Source organism: Streptomyces sp. NPDC057543 (genome assembly GCF_042801895.1).
GTDB lineage: Bacteria > Actinomycetota > Actinomycetes > Streptomycetales > Streptomycetaceae > Streptomyces.
The window spans coordinates 26,121-45,071 of sequence record NZ_JBHVFF010000001.1; the positions used below are offsets into that span (position 1 = coordinate 26,121).

The window sequence follows — 18,951 nt, forward strand, 5'->3', positions numbered from 1 at the left end:
CGGTTCTCGGGGGTAGTGCCCCAGGACCTGTCGGACAGGCCCTAGCTCTGGTGTCCCTCGTAGTGCGCCACCGCGTCCGCGGTGCGCCCCGCGCCGTACACCTTGAGGAACTCTGCCAGCTCCGGGTGGGTCGGGGCGAGGGAGTCGGCGGCATCGATGATGTCACCGGCGGCCGCGACGGACCGCAGCAGCGACTGGATCTCGCGCACCACGCGCCGGACGGTCGGGGCGCCGCCGGTGTTGGAGGTCTGGCTGGTGGCGGTGAGGACGGAGCCGCCCTGGGACTTCTTGATCTCTTCCATGCGGTCGGTCGCCTCTCCCGCGCTGACGCTGCCGTCGGCGACCTGACCGGCCAGTTCCTGGAGCGCCTGGACGCGCTGGACGACCGCGGGGTTGCCGATCTTCGCCCGCTGGCCGCTCATCAGCTGGGAGAGCATGGGGGCGGACAGCCCGAGGACCGCGGCGAGCCGGGCCTGGTTCAGGCCGAGATCATCGATCAGCCGACGGAAGAGCGCCCCGAGGGGCTCTCCGTACCAACTGCGCTGAAGTTCCCTGGCTCTTGCTGTTGCCTCTTGCTGAGCTGCATCCATGGCGCGTCTCCCCTTCGCTGCGGCTTCGCTGCTGCGAACCTCGTCGAGCATCTTACGGAGCGTGGTCGCGGACCGGGAGTCCCTGTCTTTTTGCAAGATTCCGGGGGGTACCCGGTACTCTGGTCTGCGGCGGTCGCCGAGACGCTGAAGCGTCCGGTGCTGTCCGTTTTTCGGGGCCTTAGCTCAGTTGGTAGAGCGCTGCCTTTGCAAGGCAGATGTCAGGAGTTCGAATCTCCTAGGCTCCACATCGGTAGAAGGGTCCCCTGGACTGCGAAAACGCGGCCAGGGGACCCTTTTTGCGTGGCCATCGCGCCCTACCTCGCTCTGCACAGCTGAACAGGGTGCATGGCGCCATGTTCAGCGGCCGCCGTGCGCCGGTCCTCAGCGGCGGATGAGGCCGAGGTCGGTGGCGGCGGCGACGGCGGCTGTGCGGGAGTCGACGCCGAGCTTGGCGTAGATGTGGGCCAGGTGGGACTTCACGGTGGCCTGGGTGAGGCTGAGCCGGTCGCTGATGCGCTGGTTGGACAGGCCGTCGGCGACCAGACCGAGGATTTCCGTCTCACGACGGGTCAGCGCGGTACGGGGAGTGCGCAGGCGGTTCATGAGCCGGTCGGCGACCGTGGGGGCGAGGGTGGTGCGCCCGGCGGCGGCGGTCCGAACGGCGGCGGCCAGTTCCTCGGGCGGGGCGTCCTTGAGGAGGTAACCGGTGGCGCCGGCTTCGATGGCGGGCAGCGTGTCGGCGTCGGTGTCGTAGGTGGTGACGACCAGGACCCGGGGTGCCCCGGGGCGGGCGGTGATGGCGGCGGTGGCCTGGGAGCCGTTCATGCCCCGACCGAACTGGAGGTCCATCAGAACGACGTCGATGTCGAGTTCGCCGGCCAGAGTGACCGCTTCCTCGGCCGTGGCGGCCTCGGCCACGATGGTGAAGTCCGGTTCGGTCTCCAGTACGGCGCGCAGTCCGGCCCGTACGACGGGATGGTCGTCGGCGAGCAGCAGACGGATGGGGGTGTCGGTCACGGCTGGGCCTCGTCGTCGGTTCGGAGTGCCGGGTGGGCGGGGAGCTGCGCTGCGAGGGCACTGCCTCGGCCGGGGGCGGATTCGATGCTGAGGGTGCCGCCGAGGGCGTGGGTGCGGGCGCGCATGGCGGCCAGTCCGAAACCGCCGGTGGCCGGATCGGGAGCGGGCAGGCGGGTGGGGTCGAAGCCGGTGCCGTCGTCGACGACGTCGAGGGCCACCTCGTCGTCGAGGTAGCTGAGAGTCACCTCGGCGGTGGTGGCGTGTGCGTGACGGACGGTGTTGGACAGCGCGGACTGCGCGATGCGCAGCAGGGCGACTTCGTGGGCGGTGGGCAGGGGTACGGGCTCGCCGGTGAGGTGGAAGCGGGCGGTGAGGGGGTGCTGGGTGCTGGTCGTGGCGCACAGTCGTTCCAGGGCTCCGGCCAGGGTGGTGCCTTCCAGCGCGGGCGGTGTGAGGGCAGCGACGAACCGGCGGGCTTCGGCGAGGTTGTCCACGGACGTCTGGCGGGCCTGGTCGATGTAGCGGCCGGCGGCCTCGGGCCGGGCGGGCAGGGCGCGTTCGGCGGCGCGCAGGAGCAACTGGATGCTGGAGAGGCCCTGGGCGAGGGTGTCGTGGATCTCGCGGGCGAGGCGTTCGCGTTCGGCCAGGACGCCGGCGGTGTGCTGGGCGGCGGCGAGGTCGGCGCGGGTGGTGGTGAGTTCCTCGATCAGCTGTCGGCGCTGTTCGCTCTCCCGGTACAGGGCCTGGTAGCCCCACACCACGGCCACGGCGACGGCGGCGCCCAGCGCCGGGCCGATCGCGGTGGCCGCGGCGAAGGCGCCCTGGTGGGCGGAGAAGGCCGTGATCGCCGCGACGGCGGTGGCGACGACCGACATCAGGCCGCCGCGGCGAGGCAGCAGATGGAGCTGGAGGAAGTACAGCGGGAACGCCAGCCACACCGCGTCGGCGGTCAGGACCAGCAGAACCAGCCAGATGGCGCCCACCACGCCCAGCCACAGCGCGGCGGCCCGGCGGGAGTCGCTGATACGGGGCAGCAGCGGGCCCAGCGCGTACGCCACCCCCAGCGCCGTACAGACGGTGACGATGAGGCCGGCCCGGGATTCCCCCGTGCCCAGGGCCCGGACCACGGTCAGGGCGAGCAGGCCGATGACCAGCAGGTGCAGGCACCAGGCCAGGGCCCTGGTGGTGGGAGTGAGGGTGCTCATGAGGCACCCAGTCTACGGAAACGACCCATACCGGGCATCAATCAAAAGGTGTAGAGCAGGCGCCGTCCTTTGATTCCAAAAGTCCGATCCTGGGGGCGATGCCTGGGCACGGTGGCGGCGGCGAGGGTGGGTGCGTACCGATTCCACACGTGAAGAGGTACCGAATCCACCAGTGAAAGGGCAGGCCGGAACATGTTCGTCGCCTGGAGAGACCTCCGGTTCGCCAAGGGGCGCTTCGCCTTGATGGGAACCGTCATCGTGCTGATCACGCTGCTGGTCGGGCTGCTGTCCGGGCTGACCGCCGGGCTCGGCCGGCAGAACATCTCCGCGATCACGGGCCTGCCCGCGGACAGGATCGCTTTCGCCGCTCCGAGCAGCGGGCAGGACGTGTCGTACTCCAATTCCACGGTCACCCGGGAGCAGTGGCAGCGGTGGGCCGAGGCACCCGGGGTGAGCAGCGCCGAGCCGCTGGGCATCTCCACCACCAAGGCCACCGCGGGCGACCGGAGCGAGGGCGTGTCCGTCTTCGGTGTCCGGCCCGGCTCCGGCCTGGCCCCCGGCAGCGGGAAGATCGACGACCGTTCGGTGGTGCTGTCCACCGCTGCCGCCGACAGTCTCGGTGCGAAGCCGGGCGACACGGTCACCGTCGCCGGTCAGCGGCTGACCGTCGCCGCCACGAGCGGGGAGGCCTCCTTCAGTCACACCCCCGTCGTCTGGACCAGCCTCACCACCTGGCAGAGGACCGCCCCGCCCACCGGCGGCCCGGACGGCCCCGCCGCGACCGTCATCGCACTCACGACCACATCGGGCGCCGAGGTGGACGCGACCGACGAGGCCGTGGGCACGAAGACGGTGTCCAAGGACGACTCGCTGTCCGCGATCGGCTCCTACACCTCCGAGAACGGCTCCCTGCAGCTGATGCGCGGCTTCCTGTTCGCCATCTCCGCGCTGGTCATCGGCGCCTTCTTCACGGTGTGGACCATCCAGCGCAGCGGTGATGTCGCCGTCCTCAAGGCCCTGGGCGCCTCCACCGCCGGCCTGCTGAAGGACGCCCTCGGCCAGGCCGTCGTCCTCCTGGCGGGCGGCACCCTGCTCGGCACCGGACTCGCCGTCGCTGTCGGCGCCGCCGTGTCCGGCTCGTCCGTGCCCTTCCTCCTCACCCCGGCAACCGTCCTCGTCCCGGCCGCCGTGATGATCCTGCTCGGCGCGCTCGGGGCTGCCCTGTCCATCCGCCGTATCACTTCCGTCGACCCGCTGACCGCCCTGGGGAGCGCACGATGAGCCTGAACCTGACCGACATCACCCTGACCTACCCCGACGGCGAGAGCCGCCTCACCGCCCTGGACCGGGTCGGCCTCGACGTCCCCAAGGGCAGCCTCACCGCCGTCGTCGGCCCCTCCGGCTCCGGCAAGTCCAGCCTCCTCGCCGTCGCCGCCACCCTTATCACCCCCGAGGCCGGCACCGTCACTATCGACGGCACCAGCACCACCGGCATGACCCGCGGCGAACTGACCGATCTGCGCCGTCACAAGATCGGCATCGTCTTCCAGCAGCCCAACCTGCTGCCCTCCCTCACCGCGGCCGAACAGCTCCAGGTCATGGCCCGGATCGACGGCCGTTCCCCGTCCGCGGCCCGCCCGCGCGCGATGGAGCTGCTGGACGCCGTCGGCCTGACCGACCAGGCGGGCCGACGTCCCCACCAGCTCTCCGGCGGCCAGCGCCAGCGCATCAACATCGCCCGCGCCCTGATGAACGACCCCACCGTCCTCCTGGTCGACGAACCCACCAGCGCCCTGGACCACGATCGAGGCGCCGCCGTCATCGACCTGATCACCCGGCTCACCCACCAGAAGGCCACCGCCACCGTCCTCGTCACCCACGACCGCGCCCACCTCACCGCCGTCGACCAGATTGCCGAAGTCCACGACGGACGCCTCACCCTGCCCGCACCCGCGCGCTGAACGTACCGACGCCGACGGCGGGCCCCGCGCGGCCGGGCGCGACGGCCTGCAGGCCGCGGCCCGATCCGTGCGGACCTCCCCGATGGTGGCGCCGCTCCGGGCACGATGCGATGGACGGGTGACGAAGCACCGCCTTCCGCACCGGTGGGCCGGACTGCCCCCCGCCGCCGGGGCCGCGGTGATGGCCACCGGCATCATCTCCGTGGGTCTGTCGCTGGCCGGCCACCCCGTTCTCTCCGCGGTCCTGCTCGCGTTGAGCGTCGGGCTGTGGCTGCTGCTCACCGTGGACTTCGGCCGGCGGCTGCTGTGCGACCGGGCCGGCTGGATCGCGGAGGCCGGCACTCCGCCCGCCATCACCGTCGTCGCCGCGACCTGCGTACTCGGCATCTCGCCCTGCTCGACCGGTACGTCCTCGCCGCCTCCCTGCTCGCCGTCGCGGCGCTCACGTGGCCGGGGCTGCTGCTCGCGGGCCTCTGCCACTGGCGTCGGCGGATGCCGGGTGCGGTCTTCCTCGCCTGCGTCGCCACCCAAGGACTCGCCGTACTGGCGGGCACGCTCGCCCCGGCGTACGGGGCCTGGCTCGCCAGGGCCGGGTTCGCGCTGTTCTGCCTCGGCGTGCTCCTCTACCTCGTGGCGCTCCACCACTTCGCTCTCCGGCAGGTCGTCACCGGAGGCGGCGACCAGTGGGTCGCCGGGGGCGCGGCGGCGATTTCCGCCCTGGCCGGGTCGAAACTCCTGACGTCCCCCGTCTGGACCGGCGGTGCCCCCACCGCGCTTCGCGCGGCGATGCCGGCCCTGCTCGCGCTCGCGTTCGCCTGGTATTTCGTCCTGGCCGCCGCCGAACTCGCCCGCCCCCGCCCGCACTACGACATTCGCCGCCGGTCCACGGTCTTCCCCCTGGGCATGGTCGCCGTCGTCTCCCTCACCTCCGCCTCGGCCACCGGCATCCACCAGATCGCGACGGCCGGTCGCGCTTTTCTGTGGATCGCTGTCCTCGCGTGGCTGCTCACCCTCGCCGGACTGCTGCGGCAGATCCGGCGGGGAGCAGACGGATGAGCGGTGTGTTCCGGGTCGCGAGCGGGCCGCCGACGGGTGGCTGCGGCTATCCCCGTCGCGGTGCCGCCGCGGGAACGGCCTCCCTTTCCGCTTCCGCGGCGGTGGGCGGCTCCGGCCGAGGGCGCCGCGGCCGCATCCACAGGTGGTGGACGGCCGTGAGGAGCGCCAGCCATACGACGCCGACGACCAGGGCGATCCGGGTGCTGTCGTAGAAGCCGAGAACGATCATGATGCCGATCATGAAGGCAATGGCGGCCAGCTGGCCGTACGGCCAGAAGGGGGCCGGGAACTTCAGGGCCGTCGCCTCCTGGGGCGTCATCTGCCACCGCGCCTTCACCTGGGTCAGCAGGATCATCAGCCACACCCATACCGTGGCGAATGTCGCGATCGAGGAGATGATCAGGAAGATGTTGTCGGGCATCAGGTAGTTCATCAGGACGCCGAACAGCAGGGCTCCGATCATGATGACGATGGTCATCCACGGCACGCCGTTGCGGGTGAGCCGCCGCATGACCGCGGGCGCCTGCCCGCGCTGGGCCATGCCGTACATCATGCGGCCCGCGGCGAAGATGTCGCTGTTGATCGCCGAGAGGGCGGCGGTGAGGACCACGACGTTCAGTACGGTGGCCGCGGACTTGAGGCCGATACCGGCAAAGATCTCGACGAAGGGGCTCCCCGACGTGTCGACGTTCTGCCAGGGGTTGACCGACATGATGACCGCGAGGGTCAGTACGTAGAAGAGAATGATGCGCAGGGGGATGGAGTTGACCGCGCTCGGGATGGTCTTCTCCGGGGACTCGGCCTCGCCGGCGGTGACACCGATGATCTCCGTGCCGCCGAAGGCGAACATGACCACGGCGAACGAGATCACGAATCCGTGGGCGCCGTTCGCGAAGAAACCGCCGCTGTTCCAGAGATTCGATACGCCGACGTGGTGGCCGTCGCTGCTGCCGAGACCGAAGACGATCACGGCGATGCCGGCCGCGATCATCGCGATGATGGCGACGATCTTCAGCAGGGAGAGCCAGAATTCCAGCTCGCCGAAGACCTTGACGCTCAGCAGGTTGAGTGCGCCGATGACGAGGATGGCGGCGAGCATCCAGGTCCAGCGCGGGACGTCCGGGAACCAGAAGCCCATGTAGAGGCCCAGCGCCGTGATGTCCGCGATGCAGACGATGACCATTTCGAAGGCGTACGTCCACCCGGTTGTGAAACCGGCGAGCGGGCCGAGGTGCTTCGTCGCGTACTCACCGAACGAGCCGGCGCACGGGGAACGCACTGCCATCTCGCCCAGGGACCGCAGCACCAGGAAGACCGCCGCGCCGCCGATCAGGTACGCCAGGAGGACCGAGGGCCCGGCGGCCTTGATGGATTCGGAGGAGCCGTAGAAGAGTCCGGTGCCGATCGCGGATCCCAGTGCGATGAAGCGGATGTGCCGGGACCGCAGCCCCCTGCTCAGGCCCGCAGTGTCGGTGCTCAAACGATTGCCTCTCTGTTCAGAGTGCGCGGCGGGGCACTGGTCACCGGCCACGTGATCCGTGGACGCACACCTGTGCGGCGAACGGAGAGGCCTGTATATTCCTGCATATACAGGAGCGTCAAGAGGTGGTCCGGTGAGTGAACGCGCAGTGGCGTCGAGTGCGTCGCCGGCCGTCGGGCGGGCGCTGGACATCCTTGTGTACCTTGCCGGGCGCCCGGGACTGGTGCGGGCCGCGGCGCTCGCCCGTGACCTGGGCATCCCCCGCTCGTCCGCGTACCACATCCTCTCCGTCCTGGCCGACCGCGGCTTCGTCACCTACGTCCCGAAGGACCAGGCGTACGGCCTGGGGGTCACCTCCTTCGAGGTCGGCTCCGCCTATCTGCGGCACGAGCCCCTGGAGCGGCTCGCGCGCCCCATCCTGCGCACCCTGGCCGACCGCCTGGGCCAGACGGTGCACATGGGCATCCTCGACGGCGCGGAGACGGTCTATCTGCTCAAGGAGCGGCCGCCTTCGGGCAGGACCGGGGACGTCGACATCACGCTCGTCACGGACATCGGCGTACGGCTGCCGGCCCATCTCACCGCCAACGGACGGGCCATCCTCGCCCACGCGTCCGATGCGCAGCTGCGGGCTCTGTTCCCCCGGCCCGGCGACCTCACCACCCGCACCGGCAGGGGCCCGCGCACGCTGGCGGGGCTGGCGGGCGCCCTTGCACAGGAGCGTGAGCGCGGCTGGTCGCAGGAGGTCGAGATGGTCTCCGAAGGGTTCCGCTCGATGGGCGTGGCGGCGTTCGACCACAACGAGCGGCCGGTCGCGGCGATCAGCAGCACCTGGCGCCGGCACCACTGTCGGCACGACGTGGACCAGGTGCGGGACATCCTGGTGCGGGGCGCCGCCCGGCTCACCGCGGCCGTCTCCGGCCGGGCCCCCGGGGCCCAGGGGCTTGATCCGGCGTGATCCGAACGAAAGGCCCTGGGGGACCCGAGCGGTCAGTGCGTGTCGAACGCGCCTTCGAGGCGATAGCGCGAGCCGGGGTGCAGGAGCCGCGCGACGCTGACGAGGGCGTCCCGTGACCAGGTGCGGCGCTGAATCAGCAAGCACGGCTCGGACGGCGCGACACCGAGAATCGCGCACTCCTCCGCGGACGCCAGCACCGCCTCCACGATGTGTTCGCCCTTGCCGAGCGGCGCGACCTTGGACAGGAAGGCGAACGGAGTCTGCAGGGTGAAGTCCTGCTCCAGATAGCCGGGGGCGAAGGCCGGATTGACGTAACGGTCCTCCAGCTGGATCGCCACGTCGTCCTCGTAATGCACCACGCGGGAGTGGAAGACCGCCCCTCCCGCACCGAGACCGAGCTGGGCGCCGGCCTTCGGATCGGCCCGCTCCTCGCGTACGGACAGCACCCGCGCGCGATAGTGATGACCCCGGCGGCGCACCTCGTCGGCGATGTTGTGCACCCCCGCAAGGGCTGAGCTGCCCTTTCTCGGAGCGACGAAGCTGCCCACTCCCATGACCCGGCGGATCACGCCTTCCGTGGCCAGCTCGCGCAGCGCACGGTTGATCGTCATCCGGGACAGGCCGAGTGCCTCGACGAACTGGCTCTCCGACGGCAGAGCGTCGTCCTCGGCCCAGTGGCCGGCGGTGACCTGCTCGGCCACGAGGTCCTTCACCCGCTGGTACGCGGGAGCGGAGCCGGGCGCCCGCTGCCCGTACAGCCGGGCGAGTTCCGCCGCCTCGACGACCAAGCCATTCACCATCCTCGTCAGCCATTGCCGCTCCGCCCGCCTCCGGCGGGAGGCACCCCCGACACACGGCGCCCGCACCGGAATCCTAGAGGAGGCCGCCTCCACGGCGGCCGGCCGCCGGTCAGGGTCTCGGATCCGAGAAACCGGCGGGGCGTCGCTGGCTCCGCATCCGCCGGTCACGTGTCATGGCAGGCGCAACAGCCTCTACGTCTCCCTCCCCCCAGGAGTGCAGCATGACCGGAAATTCCCTGACAGCACCGGGCGTACGCGCCCCGCGCGGCCCCGAACTGAACTGCCTCGGCTGGCAGCAGGAGGGTGCCCTGCGCATGCTCATGAACAACCTCGACCCCGAGGTGGCCGAGCACCCGGAGGATCTGGTCGTCTACGGCGGGACCGGCAAGGCCGCCCGTAACTGGGCCGCCTACGACGCCATCGTCCGCACCCTCAAGACGCTCAAGGACGACGAGACGCTGCTGGTCCAGTCCGGCAAGCCGGTCGGTGTCATGCGCACCCACGAGTGGGCGCCGCGCGTGCTGCTCGCCAACTCCAACCTGGTGGGCGACTGGGCGAACTGGGAGGAGTTCCGGTCGCTGGAGGCCCAGGGCCTGACCATGTACGGGCAGATGACAGCCGGCTCGTGGATCTACATCGGCAGTCAGGGCATCCTGCAGGGCACCTACGAGACCTTCGGCGCCGTCGCGCGCAAGAAGTTCGGCGGCACCCTGGCCGGCACCATCACCCTCACCGCCGGGCTGGGCGGCATGGGCGGCGCCCAGCCGCTCGCGGTGACGATGAACGACGGCGTCGCGATCTGCGTCGACTGCGACCCCACGCGCATCGAGCGCCGGATCGCACACCGCTACCTCGACGTCGCCGCGGACGACCTGGACCACGCGCTGCGGCTCGCGACCGAGGCCCGCGACGCACGCCGGCCGCTGTCCATCGGGCTGGCCGGAAACGCCGCCGAGGTGTTCCCGAAGCTGCTGGAGACGGGCGCACCCATCGACATCGTCACCGACCAGACCTCGGCCCACGACCCGCTGGCCTATCTCCCCGTCGGCGTGAGCCTCGAACAGTGGCACGAGGAGGCCGCCAAGGACCCGGCGGGCTTCACGGACCGTGCGCGCGCGTCGATGGCCCGGCAGGTCGAGGCCATGGTCGGTTTCCTCGACGCCGGCGCCGAGGTCTTCGACTACGGCAACTCCATCCGCGACGAGGCCCGCAAGGCCGGTTACCGGCGCGCGTTCGACTTCCCGGGCTTTGTTCCGGCCCATATCCGCCCGCTGTTCGAGGAGGGCCTCGGCCCGTTCCGCTGGGCCGCGCTGTCCGGCGACCCCAAGGACATCGAGGCCACCGACAAGGCTCTCCTGGAGCTCTTCCCGGACAACGAACACCTGCACCGCTGGATCAGGATGGCCGGCGAGCGGGTGGCCTTCGAGGGGCTGCCGGCCCGCATCTGCTGGCTGGGCTACGGCGACCGGCACCGCGCCGGCCTGCGCTTCAACGAAATGGTGGCCTCCGGTGAGCTGTCCGCACCGCTCGCCATCGGCCGCGACCACCTCGACTCCGGCTCCGTCGCCTCGCCGTACCGCGAGACCGAGTCCATGCTCGACGGCTCCGACGCGATCGCCGACTGGCCGCTGCTCAACGCGCTGGTGAACACCGCCTCGGGCGCCTCCTGGGTCTCCATCCACCACGGCGGCGGCGTCGGCATGGGCCGTTCCATCCACGCCGGTCAGGTCTGCATCGCCGACGGCACCGAGCTGGCCGGACAGAAGCTGGCCCGCGTCCTGACCAACGACCCCGGCATGGGCGTCATCCGGCACGTGGACGCCGGTTACGAGCATGCCACCTCGGTCGCCGGGGAACGCGGGGTGCGGATCCCGATGACGGAGGCCGACGCGACGTGCACACGGTGACCACGGAAGTCGTGAGTACGGGGACGGAAACCGGGATGGGCCTCACCGACGTGGAGCCCGAGCCGTGGACCGGCCGGGACGACGGGGCCGGCGCCGACAACCTGCGCTGGCACCGCGCCGTCCACCTCGACCCCGACCGGGCCGAACCGGGGGACGTGGCGTTCGTCGGCTTCCGCAGCGACGAAGGCGTGAGCCGCAACAAGGGACGCCGGGGCGCGGCGGCCGGTCCGGGCGCCCTGCGCCGCGCCCTCGCGTCGATGGCGCTGCCGGGACCGCTGCGCGCGCTGGACGCCGGCGACGTCGAGGTGGCCGGGCGCGACCTGGAGGCCGCGCAGCAGCGCCTGGGCCGTGCGGTCGCCGCGCTCGTCGACCGCGGCCAGCAGGTGATGGTGCTGGGCGGCGGCCACGAGGTCGCGTACGGCAGCTACCGCGGACTGGCGCGGACGCGCGTGCTGCGCGAGGGCGGCCGCCCAGGGGTGCTGAACCTCGACGCGCACTTCGACCTGCGCGACGACGCCCTGCCCAGCTCCGGCACGCCGTTCCTCCAGATGGCGCAGAGCGAGGAACGGTACGGGCGGCAGCTGAACTACTGGGTGCTCGGCGTCAGCCAGCCGAGCAACACGGAACGGCTGTTCCGCACCGCCGACAGGCTCGGGGTGCGCTACCTTCCGGACACCGCGTGCGGGCTGCTCGACCTGCCCCGTATCGAGAAGTTCGTCGACGACTTCCTCGCGAGCTGTGACGTCGTGCATCTGAGCATCGACCTCGATGTGCTCCCCGCCGCCGTCGCACCGGGCGTCAGCGCCCCCGCCGCCTACGGCGTGCAGATGGACGTCATCGAGCGCGTCTGCGCCAAGGTGGCCGCGAGCGGCAAGCTCGCCGTGTGCGACATCGCCGAGCTGAACCCGGACCTCGATGTCGACCAGCGCACGGCGCGCGCCGGCGCGCGCCTGATCCACCGCATGGTGACCTCACGGAGCACGGCGCCCCGCACGGTGTGACCGCCCGCGGGGACGGCGCGCACCGGCGCACCGCCCCCGCGCGGTGGGGGCCTTGTGCACGCCCCCGTGATACCTGTGCGCGCTGCCCCGCGAGTCACTCGCCGGGCCGCGCGCACAGGTGGTTCAGGCCAGGGGGCCGGTGACGGACTCCGCGGCGGCGATCGCACTGCCGGAGGCGACGTACTGCACCGTGGCCTCGATCTCGGGAGCGAGCCAGCGGTCGGGTCCGGGGCCCTCGACCGTCTCGCGCAGGCCGTCGCGTACCGCCGCGGTGGCGGGCGACGGCGTCAGCGGGGCGCGCATGTCCAGCGCGCGGGCCGCGGTGTAGACCTCCACCGCGAGTACACGGCCGAGACCGTCCAGCGCGTGGCGCAGCTTGCGGGCCGCGGACCAGCCCATGGAGACGTGGTCCTCCTGCATGGCACTGGAGGGGATGGAGTCGACGGAGGCGGGGGTGGCCAGTCGCTTCAGTTCGGAGACGATCGCGGCCTGCGTGTACTGGGCGATCATGTGGCCGGAGTCGACGCCCGGGTCGTCCGCCAGGAAGGCGTTCAGACCGTGGTTGCGGGCCGGGTCCAGGAACCGGTCCGTACGGCGCTCGGAGACCGAGGCCAGGTCGGCTACGGAAATGGCGAGGAAGTCCAGCACACAGGCGACCGGTGCGCCGTGGAAGTTGCCGTTGCTCTCCACCCGGCCGTCCAGCGTGACCACCGGGTTGTCGACGGCGCTCGCCAGCTCGCGGGCGGCCACCAGTTCGGCGTGCGCGAGGGTGTCGCGGACCGCGCCGTGCACCTGCGGCGAGCAGCGCAGCGAGTACGCGTCCTGCACCCGCGTGCACTCCGGCGTGCGGTGGCTGGCGACGATGCCCGAGTCGGCGAGCAGGGCCCGCAGGTTCGCGGCACTGTCGGCCTGGCCCGGGTGCGGGCGGAGCGCCTGGAGGTCGGCCGCGAACACGGCGTCCGTACCGAGCTGGCCCTCGACGCTCATGGCGGCGGCGATGTCGGCGGTGCGCAGCAGCCGGCGCAGATCGTGGGCGGCCAGCACCAGCATGCCGAGCATGCCGTCGGTGCCGTTGATCAGCGCGAGGCCCTCCTTCTCTTCCAGCACGACCGGGGTGATCCCGGCGGCGGCGAGCGCCTCGGCGGCCGGCAGAAGCGTGCCGTCGGCGTCGCGGACCGTGCCCTCGCCCATGACGGCGAGCGCACAGTGGGCGAGCGGGGCCAGGTCACCGGAGCAGCCGAGCGAGCCGTACTCGTGGACGACGGGGGTGATGCCGGCGTTGAGCAGTGCGGCATAGGCCTCGGCGGTCTCCGTGCGCACACCGGTACGGCCGGTCGCCAGCGTCGACAGACGCAGCAGCATGAGCGCACGGACGACCTCGCGCTCGACCTCGGGGCCGGAACCCGCGGCATGCGAGCGCACCAGGCTGCGCTGCAGCTGCGCGCGTAGTTCGCCAGGGATGTGGCGGGTGGCCAGCGCCCCGAAACCGGTGGAGACGCCGTAGTGCGGCACCACCTCGTCGGCCAGGCCCCGGATCACCTCACGGCTGCGGGCGATCTCCTTCAACGCCTCCGGCGACAGGGCCACCGGAGTTCCCAGGCGGGCAACGGACACAACATCGTCGGCAGAGAGCGGGCCGACACCAACATCAACAGTCATGTCTCCATGAAGCCGGTTGCGGGGCCGTACCGCGACGGGCTGCCCGAAGGTTGTGTCTGGGATCCCAGACACCTGCTGCCTCCTTGTCTGGGATCCCAGACACCTGGTCCACGCGACGCCGGGTCTATCGTCGGAGCATGAGCATCGTCCCGGCTGCCGCGCAGGTCCTGGCCGTGCTGCGCTATCTGGCGACCCAGGCCGCCCCGGTGCCCGCGGCGGCCATCAGCCGCGACGTCGGGCTGCCCCGCTCGACGACCTACCACCTGCTGGACACCCTGGCCGCCGACGGCTTCGTCTCCCACCTGCCCGAGGAGCGACGCTACGGTCTCGGCGTCAGCGCCTTCGAGCTCGCCTCCGGGTACGCGCGCCAGGAGCCCTTCCAGCGGCTGGCCCGAGTGCCGCTGGCCAGGCTCGTGGACCGCACCGGGCACAACGCCAACCTCGCGGTGCTGCACGGCCGCGAGGTCATCTACGTCATCGAGGAACGGGCCCCCGGCCGCGCCCCATTGGTCAGCGAGGTGGGCGTGCGGCTGCCGGCCCAGCTGACCGCCAGCGGCCGCGCGGTGCTGGCCCATCTGCCGGCCGCGCAGGTACGGGCGCTCTTTCCGGACCGGTCGACCTTCGTCCAGCGCAACGACGCGGGGCCCACCTCGTTGACCGCGCTGCGTGCCCTGCTGGCCGAGGTGCGCCGTCGGCAGTACGCCACCGAGGAGGGCGAAATCACCGTCGGCCTGTCCTCCATTGCGGCCCCCGTGTTCGATCACCACGCCCATCCGATCGCCGGCGTGTGCGTCACGTTCCCGAGCCGGCCGGGGAATACCGCCGAACGCCAGGAGATCGCCGGGCACGTCGCGCAGACCGCCCGCGAACTGACCCGCCGCGTGGGTGGCGTCCCGAAAACACCCCGATGACGTCGTGCGGCCGACCTCGCGAGCCGTCCGCTTCCGTCCGCTGCCGCCCTCGCTTCCGCTTCCGCCCCCGCGTCCCGCAGACGGCGAAGCGGGCGTCGGAAGACCTCAAGGCCTGCTTCCGACGCCCGCTCCGCCGTGCGGGGACTGCTCAGCGGCGGTCGTCGCGATCGGTGCCGTCCACACCCTCCGGACCGTCCGTCCCCTTGCTCTCCGCTTCGGCCTCCGGGTCGAGCGAAGACGGACCGCTGCCGTCGACCGAGGTCAGCGGTGCGCGGTCGGAGACCTCCGTGGGAGCGGGCGGCTCGACCAGCCAGTCCGGGTTGGCCTGCTTGTCCCACCACCTCCAGGCGGCGTAGACGGCACCCGCCACGATGCCGGCCACGGCGAACCCCTTCAAGAACCGGCCGGTCTTCGCCCGCCGCTCGTGCTTCCTGGCGAGCTGCCTGATCTCCTTCGCGGTGACCTGTCCGCGCAGTGCCGCCAGCGCGGCGGCGCTGCGGACCGAGGCCTCCTCCGCCACGGGCTGGGCGACGGCCATCGCGTGCTCGACACGCGGAACGGTGTAGTCCGCGGCGCTGCGCGCGACCTGCCGGGTGCGGAGCGCCGCGAGCTGGGCCACCTCGTCGACCTTGGGGGGCACATGGGCACGGGCGAGTTCGATACGTGGCGCGAGATGCGCGCCGTATTGGACGCGGGCCTGCTTGGCTGCCTTCGACACCTTCGGCGCGAGCCGTGTGCGGGCCTCGTACGCAAGATGTGCGGCCTGGTCCTTGGCCGAGTCGGCGTAGGGCGCCACCACTTCCGCGGCGTGCTGCACGCTGTCCTTGGCCGAGTCGGTTGCGGCGCGCACGCTGTCGATGCGGGTCACGGGATCCTCCTCCTTGGTGGCGGGTAGGTACTCCGCCTTTCCACCCATTTCGAGATCATGCCTGCCGAAGGCCTGTACGGCATGCGGGGCAGGCATCCGGGTCATCCAGGTCATCCGGGTTATGGCTGACATTTTCGGGCAATGCGGTGCAAGGGGAGCTTGCCGACGACAATGCCACGGTTCGGTACAGCCCGCGCCGGTTGGTCACGCACTTGGCCGCATTTGTTCCTGCGGGGAGCGGCACGCAAGAGGCTTCGGGGAAGCCGCAGGCGAAGGGGGCGGACACGGCCTCGGCGCGGCGGGCGCCCTATCGGGCAAGAAGGTGAGCGGAGAGCGTTCGGGGTGGCGGCCGGGCGCCGGAGCGGAAGGTCCGTGCGAGGATCGGTGGAACGTCACCGCGGACCCGACATCCCGCCTCGCGGACCCGACGTCACCGAAGACTCACGGAAGGCAGATCGTGGCCGAGCAGCTTTACGCCACCTTGAAGACCAATCAGGGCGACATCGAGATCCGGCTTCTGCCGAACCACGCGCCCAAGACGGTCAAGAACTTCGTCGAGCTCGCCCGGGGCGAGCGTGAGTGGACGCATCCCGAGACCGGCAAGAAGTCCACGGACCGGCTGTACGACGGCACCGTCTTCCACCGCGTCATCAGCGGATTCATGATCCAGGGCGGCGACCCGCTGGGCAACGGCACCGGTGGCCCGGGGTACGAGTTCGGTGACGAGTTCCACCCCGACCTCGGCTTCAACAAGCCGTACCTGCTGGCCATGGCCAACGCCGGCCCGGGCACCAACGGCTCGCAGTTCTTCGTGACGGTTTCGCCGACTGCCTGGCTGACCGGTAAGCACACCATCTTCGGCGAGGTCGTCGACCCCGCCAGCCAGAAGGTCGTGGACGCCATCGCGGCCACCAAGACCAACGCGCGCACAGACCGCCCGCTGCAGGACGTCGTGATCGAGTCGGTCGTCATCGAGAACCGATGATCACTACTGGTCATCTCGTGATCACGTTCTGATTCTCCTTTCGGGAACCAACCGCCCTGGTCGTCCGTACTTGTTACATAGCGGATGAGCAGGGCGGCGTCGTGCGTGCTGCCGCCACGACGAGGACCGAGGGGACCGGGAAATCATGGGACCGATGGACCAGCAGCCGCCGGGAGACCAGGACCGGCCCGCCGCCACGGACGGCTCGCTGAACTGCTACCGCCACCCCGGTCGCGGTACGCACATCCGCTGCACCCGCTGCAACCGCCCGATCTGCCCCGAGTGCATGGTCAACGCCTCGGTCGGCTTCCAGTGCCCGGACTGCGTCCGCCAGGGAGCCGGTACGGGACACGGCCCGGGCGCCGCCCGGCCGCGCACGGTCGCCGGCGCCCCCGTCACGGCTGACCCCCGGCTCATCACCAAGATCCTGCTCGCTCTCAATGTCGCCGTGTTCATCGTGGTGCACGTGAAGGGGTCGCTGCTCCAGGACCTGACGCTCTTCGGCCGGGCCAACCTCTACTACGGCGGCCCGCCGGAGGGTGTTGCGGAGGGCCAGTGGTACCGGCTGGTGACGTCGATGTTCCTGCACCAGGAGGTGTGGCACATCGCATTCAACATGCTGGGACTGTGGTGGCTCGGCGGCCCCTTGGAGGCGGCGCTCGGCCGCGCCCGCTACCTCGCGCTCTATCTGCTCTCCGGCCTGGCGGGCAGTGCTCTCACCTACTGGCTCGCCGCACCGAATCAGCCGTCGCTCGGCGCCTCCGGGGCCATCTTCGGCCTGCTGGGCGCCACCGCCGTGCTCATGCGCCGGCTCAACTACGACATGCGCCCGGTCTTCGCGCTTCTCGCGGTGAACCTGGTCATCACCTTCAACCCCTGGGGCGGGATCGCCTGGCAGGCACATGTCGGCGGTCTGATCGCGGGCACGCTGATCGCGATCGCCATGGTGCACGCCCCCCGTGAGCGGCGCGCACTGGTGCAGTACGGCACCTGCGCCCTGGTCCTGGTGGCCGTGGTCGCCATCGTCGTCGCCAGAACGGCCGCGCTCACCTGAGCCGACGCCGCCACGGACCCGGCCCGGTTTCCCGTAGATCTTCGCTCGGCCGGCTGTCCACAGCGTCACTTGTCCACAGCGCGTGCCGGATCTTGTGCATTCTGTGGGAACAACTGTGCCCCTTGTCGCTGAGCTGGGTTTTTCCAGCAGGGACAAGGGGCGTGCCATCCCTCGATGAGGGAGGCTGCAGTCACATCGGCGTCAACGGCCAGGGAGTTATCCACAGATCGTCTGACCTTTTCCCCTGCCTGTGGATAACGCTGTGGGTAACTCGGGGCAAGGGTTGCGGAACCGGGCTCCGCTGTGGGATCAGCCGCCCTGCGGCCCTACTTCCACTGCGTGGAGACGCCGAAGCCGCCGGCGATGAAGCCGAAGCCCACGACGATGTTCCAGTTCCCCAGCGACGTGATCGGCAGATCGCCGTCGGTCACATAGAAAACGACGATCCAGGCCAGACCGATCAGGAAGAGCGCCAGCATCACCGGCGCCACCCAGCTGCGGCTGGTCAGCTTTATGTTGGTTGCCTGCTTCGCCGGAGGGGGCGTGAAGTCGGCCTTCTTGCGGATACGTGACTTCGGCACGAGGAACTCTCCTGTCGATGCGCTGCGTGACCGCGCAGGGAACTGTGGCTTGCGCCGGGGCGGGGCGCGAGGGGGATGCTGCCTCCCCCGGGCGTCCGTTAGCGTAGTGCTTCCGTGGCGTCGAAGGAGATAAGGGTACGTTGAGCAATTCTGCCGACTCCTCCCGAGGGCCGGTCCGGCGCGCCTTCCGGCACCCGGTCCGGGTGCTCACCGCCGCCGTCTTCGCGCTCGCCGGACTGATCTTCGTCACCAGCGCCAACACGGCCAAGGGCACCAACATCCGCACCGACTCCTCGCTGCTGAAGCTCTCCGACCTCATCCAGCAGCGCAGCGGCAAGAACGCCCACCTGGACGAGACCAATGCCACGGCGCGCGAGGACATCGACACCCTTGTACGGCGCGACCACGGCAGCACCGAGGCGGAGGACGCCCGGCTCAAGGAGCTGACGCGGGCCGCGGGCACCACAAAGCTCTCCGGCCGGTCCGTGTCCGTCACGCTCAATGATGCACCGCTGGGGGCCACCGCGAACCCCGGCTACCCCGACCCGCAACCCAACGACCTGGTCATTCACCAACAGGACCTGCAGGCGGTCGTCAATGCCCTCTGGCAGGGCGGCGCCCGGGGCATCCAGGTCATGGACCAGCGGCTCATCTCCACCAGCGCGGTCCGCTGCGTCGGCAACACCCTGATCCTCCAGGGCCGCGTCTACTCCCCGCCGTACAAGATCACCGCAGTGGGTGACCCGGCCGCGCTCAAGCGGGCACTCGACGACTCCCCGGCGATCAGCAACTACCTGCTGTATGTGAAGGCGTACGGGCTCGGCTGGAAAGTCGACGAGCACGAGGCGGTGACTCTTCCCGGCTACTCGGGCACAGTGGATCTCCACTATGCGGAGCCGGTGAAGTAGCGAGCAGCTG

The 18,951-nt window shown here is 70.8% G+C and carries 18 protein-coding genes, 1 tRNA gene and 1 pseudogene; 12 read left to right on the forward strand and 8 right to left on the reverse strand.

Annotated elements, in window-relative coordinates; all coding sequences use genetic code 11:
• Positions 1-41 precede the first annotated feature (41 nt).
• Positions 42-590, reverse strand: a complete 549-nt coding sequence (locus tag ACFU8Q_RS00120) for a helix-turn-helix domain-containing protein (protein WP_384446095.1) — start codon at positions 588-590, stop codon at positions 42-44.
• Between the two features lie 172 nt (positions 591-762).
• Between ACFU8Q_RS00120 and ACFU8Q_RS00125 the strand changes: the two genes are divergently transcribed.
• Positions 763-835, forward strand: a tRNA-Ala gene (locus ACFU8Q_RS00125).
• A gap of 136 nt (positions 836-971) precedes the next feature.
• Here ACFU8Q_RS00125 and ACFU8Q_RS00130 read toward each other — a convergent pair.
• Positions 972-1,607, reverse strand: coding sequence for a response regulator (locus tag ACFU8Q_RS00130; RefSeq protein ID WP_384446097.1), 636 nt, complete (start codon positions 1,605-1,607; stop codon positions 972-974).
• Entirely contained in the window at positions 1,604-2,812 is a 1,209-nt protein-coding gene (locus ACFU8Q_RS00135; protein ID WP_384446098.1) for a sensor histidine kinase, read from the reverse strand. Before ACFU8Q_RS00135 ends, ACFU8Q_RS00130 begins: the two co-directional genes overlap by 4 nt.
• A gap of 192 nt (positions 2,813-3,004) precedes the next feature.
• On the opposite strand from ACFU8Q_RS00135, the gene ACFU8Q_RS00140 reads away from it, so the two are divergent.
• The 4 genes and pseudogenes from ACFU8Q_RS00140 to ACFU8Q_RS00155 all read left to right on the forward strand — a co-directional run bounded on the left by ACFU8Q_RS00140 (position 3,005) and on the right by ACFU8Q_RS00155 (position 5,829).
• Positions 3,005-4,093, forward strand: coding sequence for an ABC transporter permease (locus ACFU8Q_RS00140; protein WP_384446100.1), 1,089 nt, complete (start codon positions 3,005-3,007; stop codon positions 4,091-4,093).
• Entirely contained in the window at positions 4,090-4,773 is a 684-nt protein-coding gene (locus ACFU8Q_RS00145) for an ABC transporter ATP-binding protein (protein ID WP_384446102.1), read from the forward strand. Before ACFU8Q_RS00140 ends, ACFU8Q_RS00145 begins: the two co-directional genes overlap by 4 nt.
• A gap of 181 nt (positions 4,774-4,954) precedes the next feature.
• Positions 4,955-5,128 (forward strand): annotated as a pseudogene (locus tag ACFU8Q_RS00150) (hypothetical protein); the annotation flags it as partial.
• Positions 5,129-5,265: 137 nt separating this feature from the next.
• Positions 5,266-5,829, forward strand: coding sequence for a hypothetical protein (locus ACFU8Q_RS00155; RefSeq protein WP_384446104.1), 564 nt, complete (start codon positions 5,266-5,268; stop codon positions 5,827-5,829).
• A gap of 46 nt (positions 5,830-5,875) precedes the next feature.
• Here the strand turns inward: ACFU8Q_RS00155 and ACFU8Q_RS00160 are convergent, their stop codons facing one another.
• The gene (locus tag ACFU8Q_RS00160) at positions 5,876-7,309 is read right to left on the reverse strand and encodes an amino acid permease (protein WP_384446106.1); all 1,434 of its coding nucleotides are present in this window, start codon (positions 7,307-7,309) and stop codon (positions 5,876-5,878) included.
• A gap of 133 nt (positions 7,310-7,442) precedes the next feature.
• Between ACFU8Q_RS00160 and ACFU8Q_RS00165 the strand changes: the two genes are divergently transcribed.
• Positions 7,443-8,267, forward strand: a complete 825-nt coding sequence (locus tag ACFU8Q_RS00165; RefSeq protein ID WP_384446108.1) for an IclR family transcriptional regulator — start codon at positions 7,443-7,445, stop codon at positions 8,265-8,267.
• Positions 8,268-8,299: 32 nt separating this feature from the next.
• On the opposite strand, the gene hutC is transcribed toward ACFU8Q_RS00165, so the two are convergent.
• Positions 8,300-9,067 carry a histidine utilization repressor gene (hutC, locus tag ACFU8Q_RS00170; protein ID WP_384446109.1) on the reverse strand — a complete coding sequence of 256 codons (768 nt, stop codon included), beginning with the start codon at positions 9,065-9,067 and terminating at the stop codon, positions 8,300-8,302.
• A 221-nt stretch (positions 9,068-9,288) separates the two neighbouring features.
• Between hutC and hutU the strand changes: the two genes are divergently transcribed.
• Both hutU and hutG read left to right on the forward strand, forming a co-directional pair.
• Positions 9,289-10,974 (forward strand): urocanate hydratase, encoded by a 1,686-nt coding sequence (hutU, locus tag ACFU8Q_RS00175; RefSeq protein ID WP_384446111.1) that lies wholly within the window; start codon positions 9,289-9,291, stop codon positions 10,972-10,974.
• A gap of 11 nt (positions 10,975-10,985) precedes the next feature.
• The gene (hutG, locus tag ACFU8Q_RS00180) at positions 10,986-11,975 is read left to right on the forward strand and encodes a formimidoylglutamase (protein ID WP_384446113.1); all 990 of its coding nucleotides are present in this window, start codon (positions 10,986-10,988) and stop codon (positions 11,973-11,975) included.
• A 123-nt stretch (positions 11,976-12,098) separates the two neighbouring features.
• Here the strand turns inward: hutG and hutH are convergent, their stop codons facing one another.
• Positions 12,099-13,634: a histidine ammonia-lyase gene (gene hutH, locus ACFU8Q_RS00185; protein ID WP_384446115.1), complete on the reverse strand. Its 1,536-nt coding sequence runs from the start codon at positions 13,632-13,634 to the stop codon at positions 12,099-12,101.
• A gap of 137 nt (positions 13,635-13,771) precedes the next feature.
• Between hutH and ACFU8Q_RS00190 the strand changes: the two genes are divergently transcribed.
• Positions 13,772-14,545 carry an IclR family transcriptional regulator gene (locus tag ACFU8Q_RS00190; RefSeq protein ID WP_384446117.1) on the forward strand — a complete coding sequence of 258 codons (774 nt, stop codon included), beginning with the start codon at positions 13,772-13,774 and terminating at the stop codon, positions 14,543-14,545.
• Between the two features lie 148 nt (positions 14,546-14,693).
• Here ACFU8Q_RS00190 and ACFU8Q_RS00195 read toward each other — a convergent pair whose 3' ends face one another.
• The gene (locus ACFU8Q_RS00195; protein ID WP_384446233.1) at positions 14,694-15,413 is read right to left on the reverse strand and encodes a DUF5324 family protein; all 720 of its coding nucleotides are present in this window, start codon (positions 15,411-15,413) and stop codon (positions 14,694-14,696) included.
• A 457-nt stretch (positions 15,414-15,870) separates the two neighbouring features.
• On the opposite strand from ACFU8Q_RS00195, the gene ACFU8Q_RS00200 reads away from it, so the two are divergent.
• A complete protein-coding gene (locus ACFU8Q_RS00200) occupies positions 15,871-16,398 on the forward strand; it encodes a peptidylprolyl isomerase (RefSeq protein ID WP_384446119.1) in 528 nt (175 codons plus the stop codon).
• 154 nt (positions 16,399-16,552) lie between these two features.
• Positions 16,553-17,452 (forward strand): rhomboid family intramembrane serine protease, encoded by a 900-nt coding sequence (locus ACFU8Q_RS00205; RefSeq protein ID WP_384446121.1) that lies wholly within the window; start codon positions 16,553-16,555, stop codon positions 17,450-17,452.
• 326 nt (positions 17,453-17,778) lie between these two features.
• On the opposite strand, the gene crgA is transcribed toward ACFU8Q_RS00205, so the two are convergent.
• Complete coding sequence (gene crgA / locus ACFU8Q_RS00210) at positions 17,779-18,033, reverse strand: cell division protein CrgA (protein ID WP_384446123.1); 255 nt, start codon at positions 18,031-18,033, stop codon at positions 17,779-17,781.
• A 140-nt stretch (positions 18,034-18,173) separates the two neighbouring features.
• Here crgA and ACFU8Q_RS00215 point away from each other — a divergent pair, with 140 nt between their 5' ends.
• Positions 18,174-18,941: a DUF881 domain-containing protein gene (locus tag ACFU8Q_RS00215; protein WP_384446125.1), complete on the forward strand. Its 768-nt coding sequence runs from the start codon at positions 18,174-18,176 to the stop codon at positions 18,939-18,941.
• The last annotated feature ends 10 nt before the right edge of the window (positions 18,942-18,951 follow it).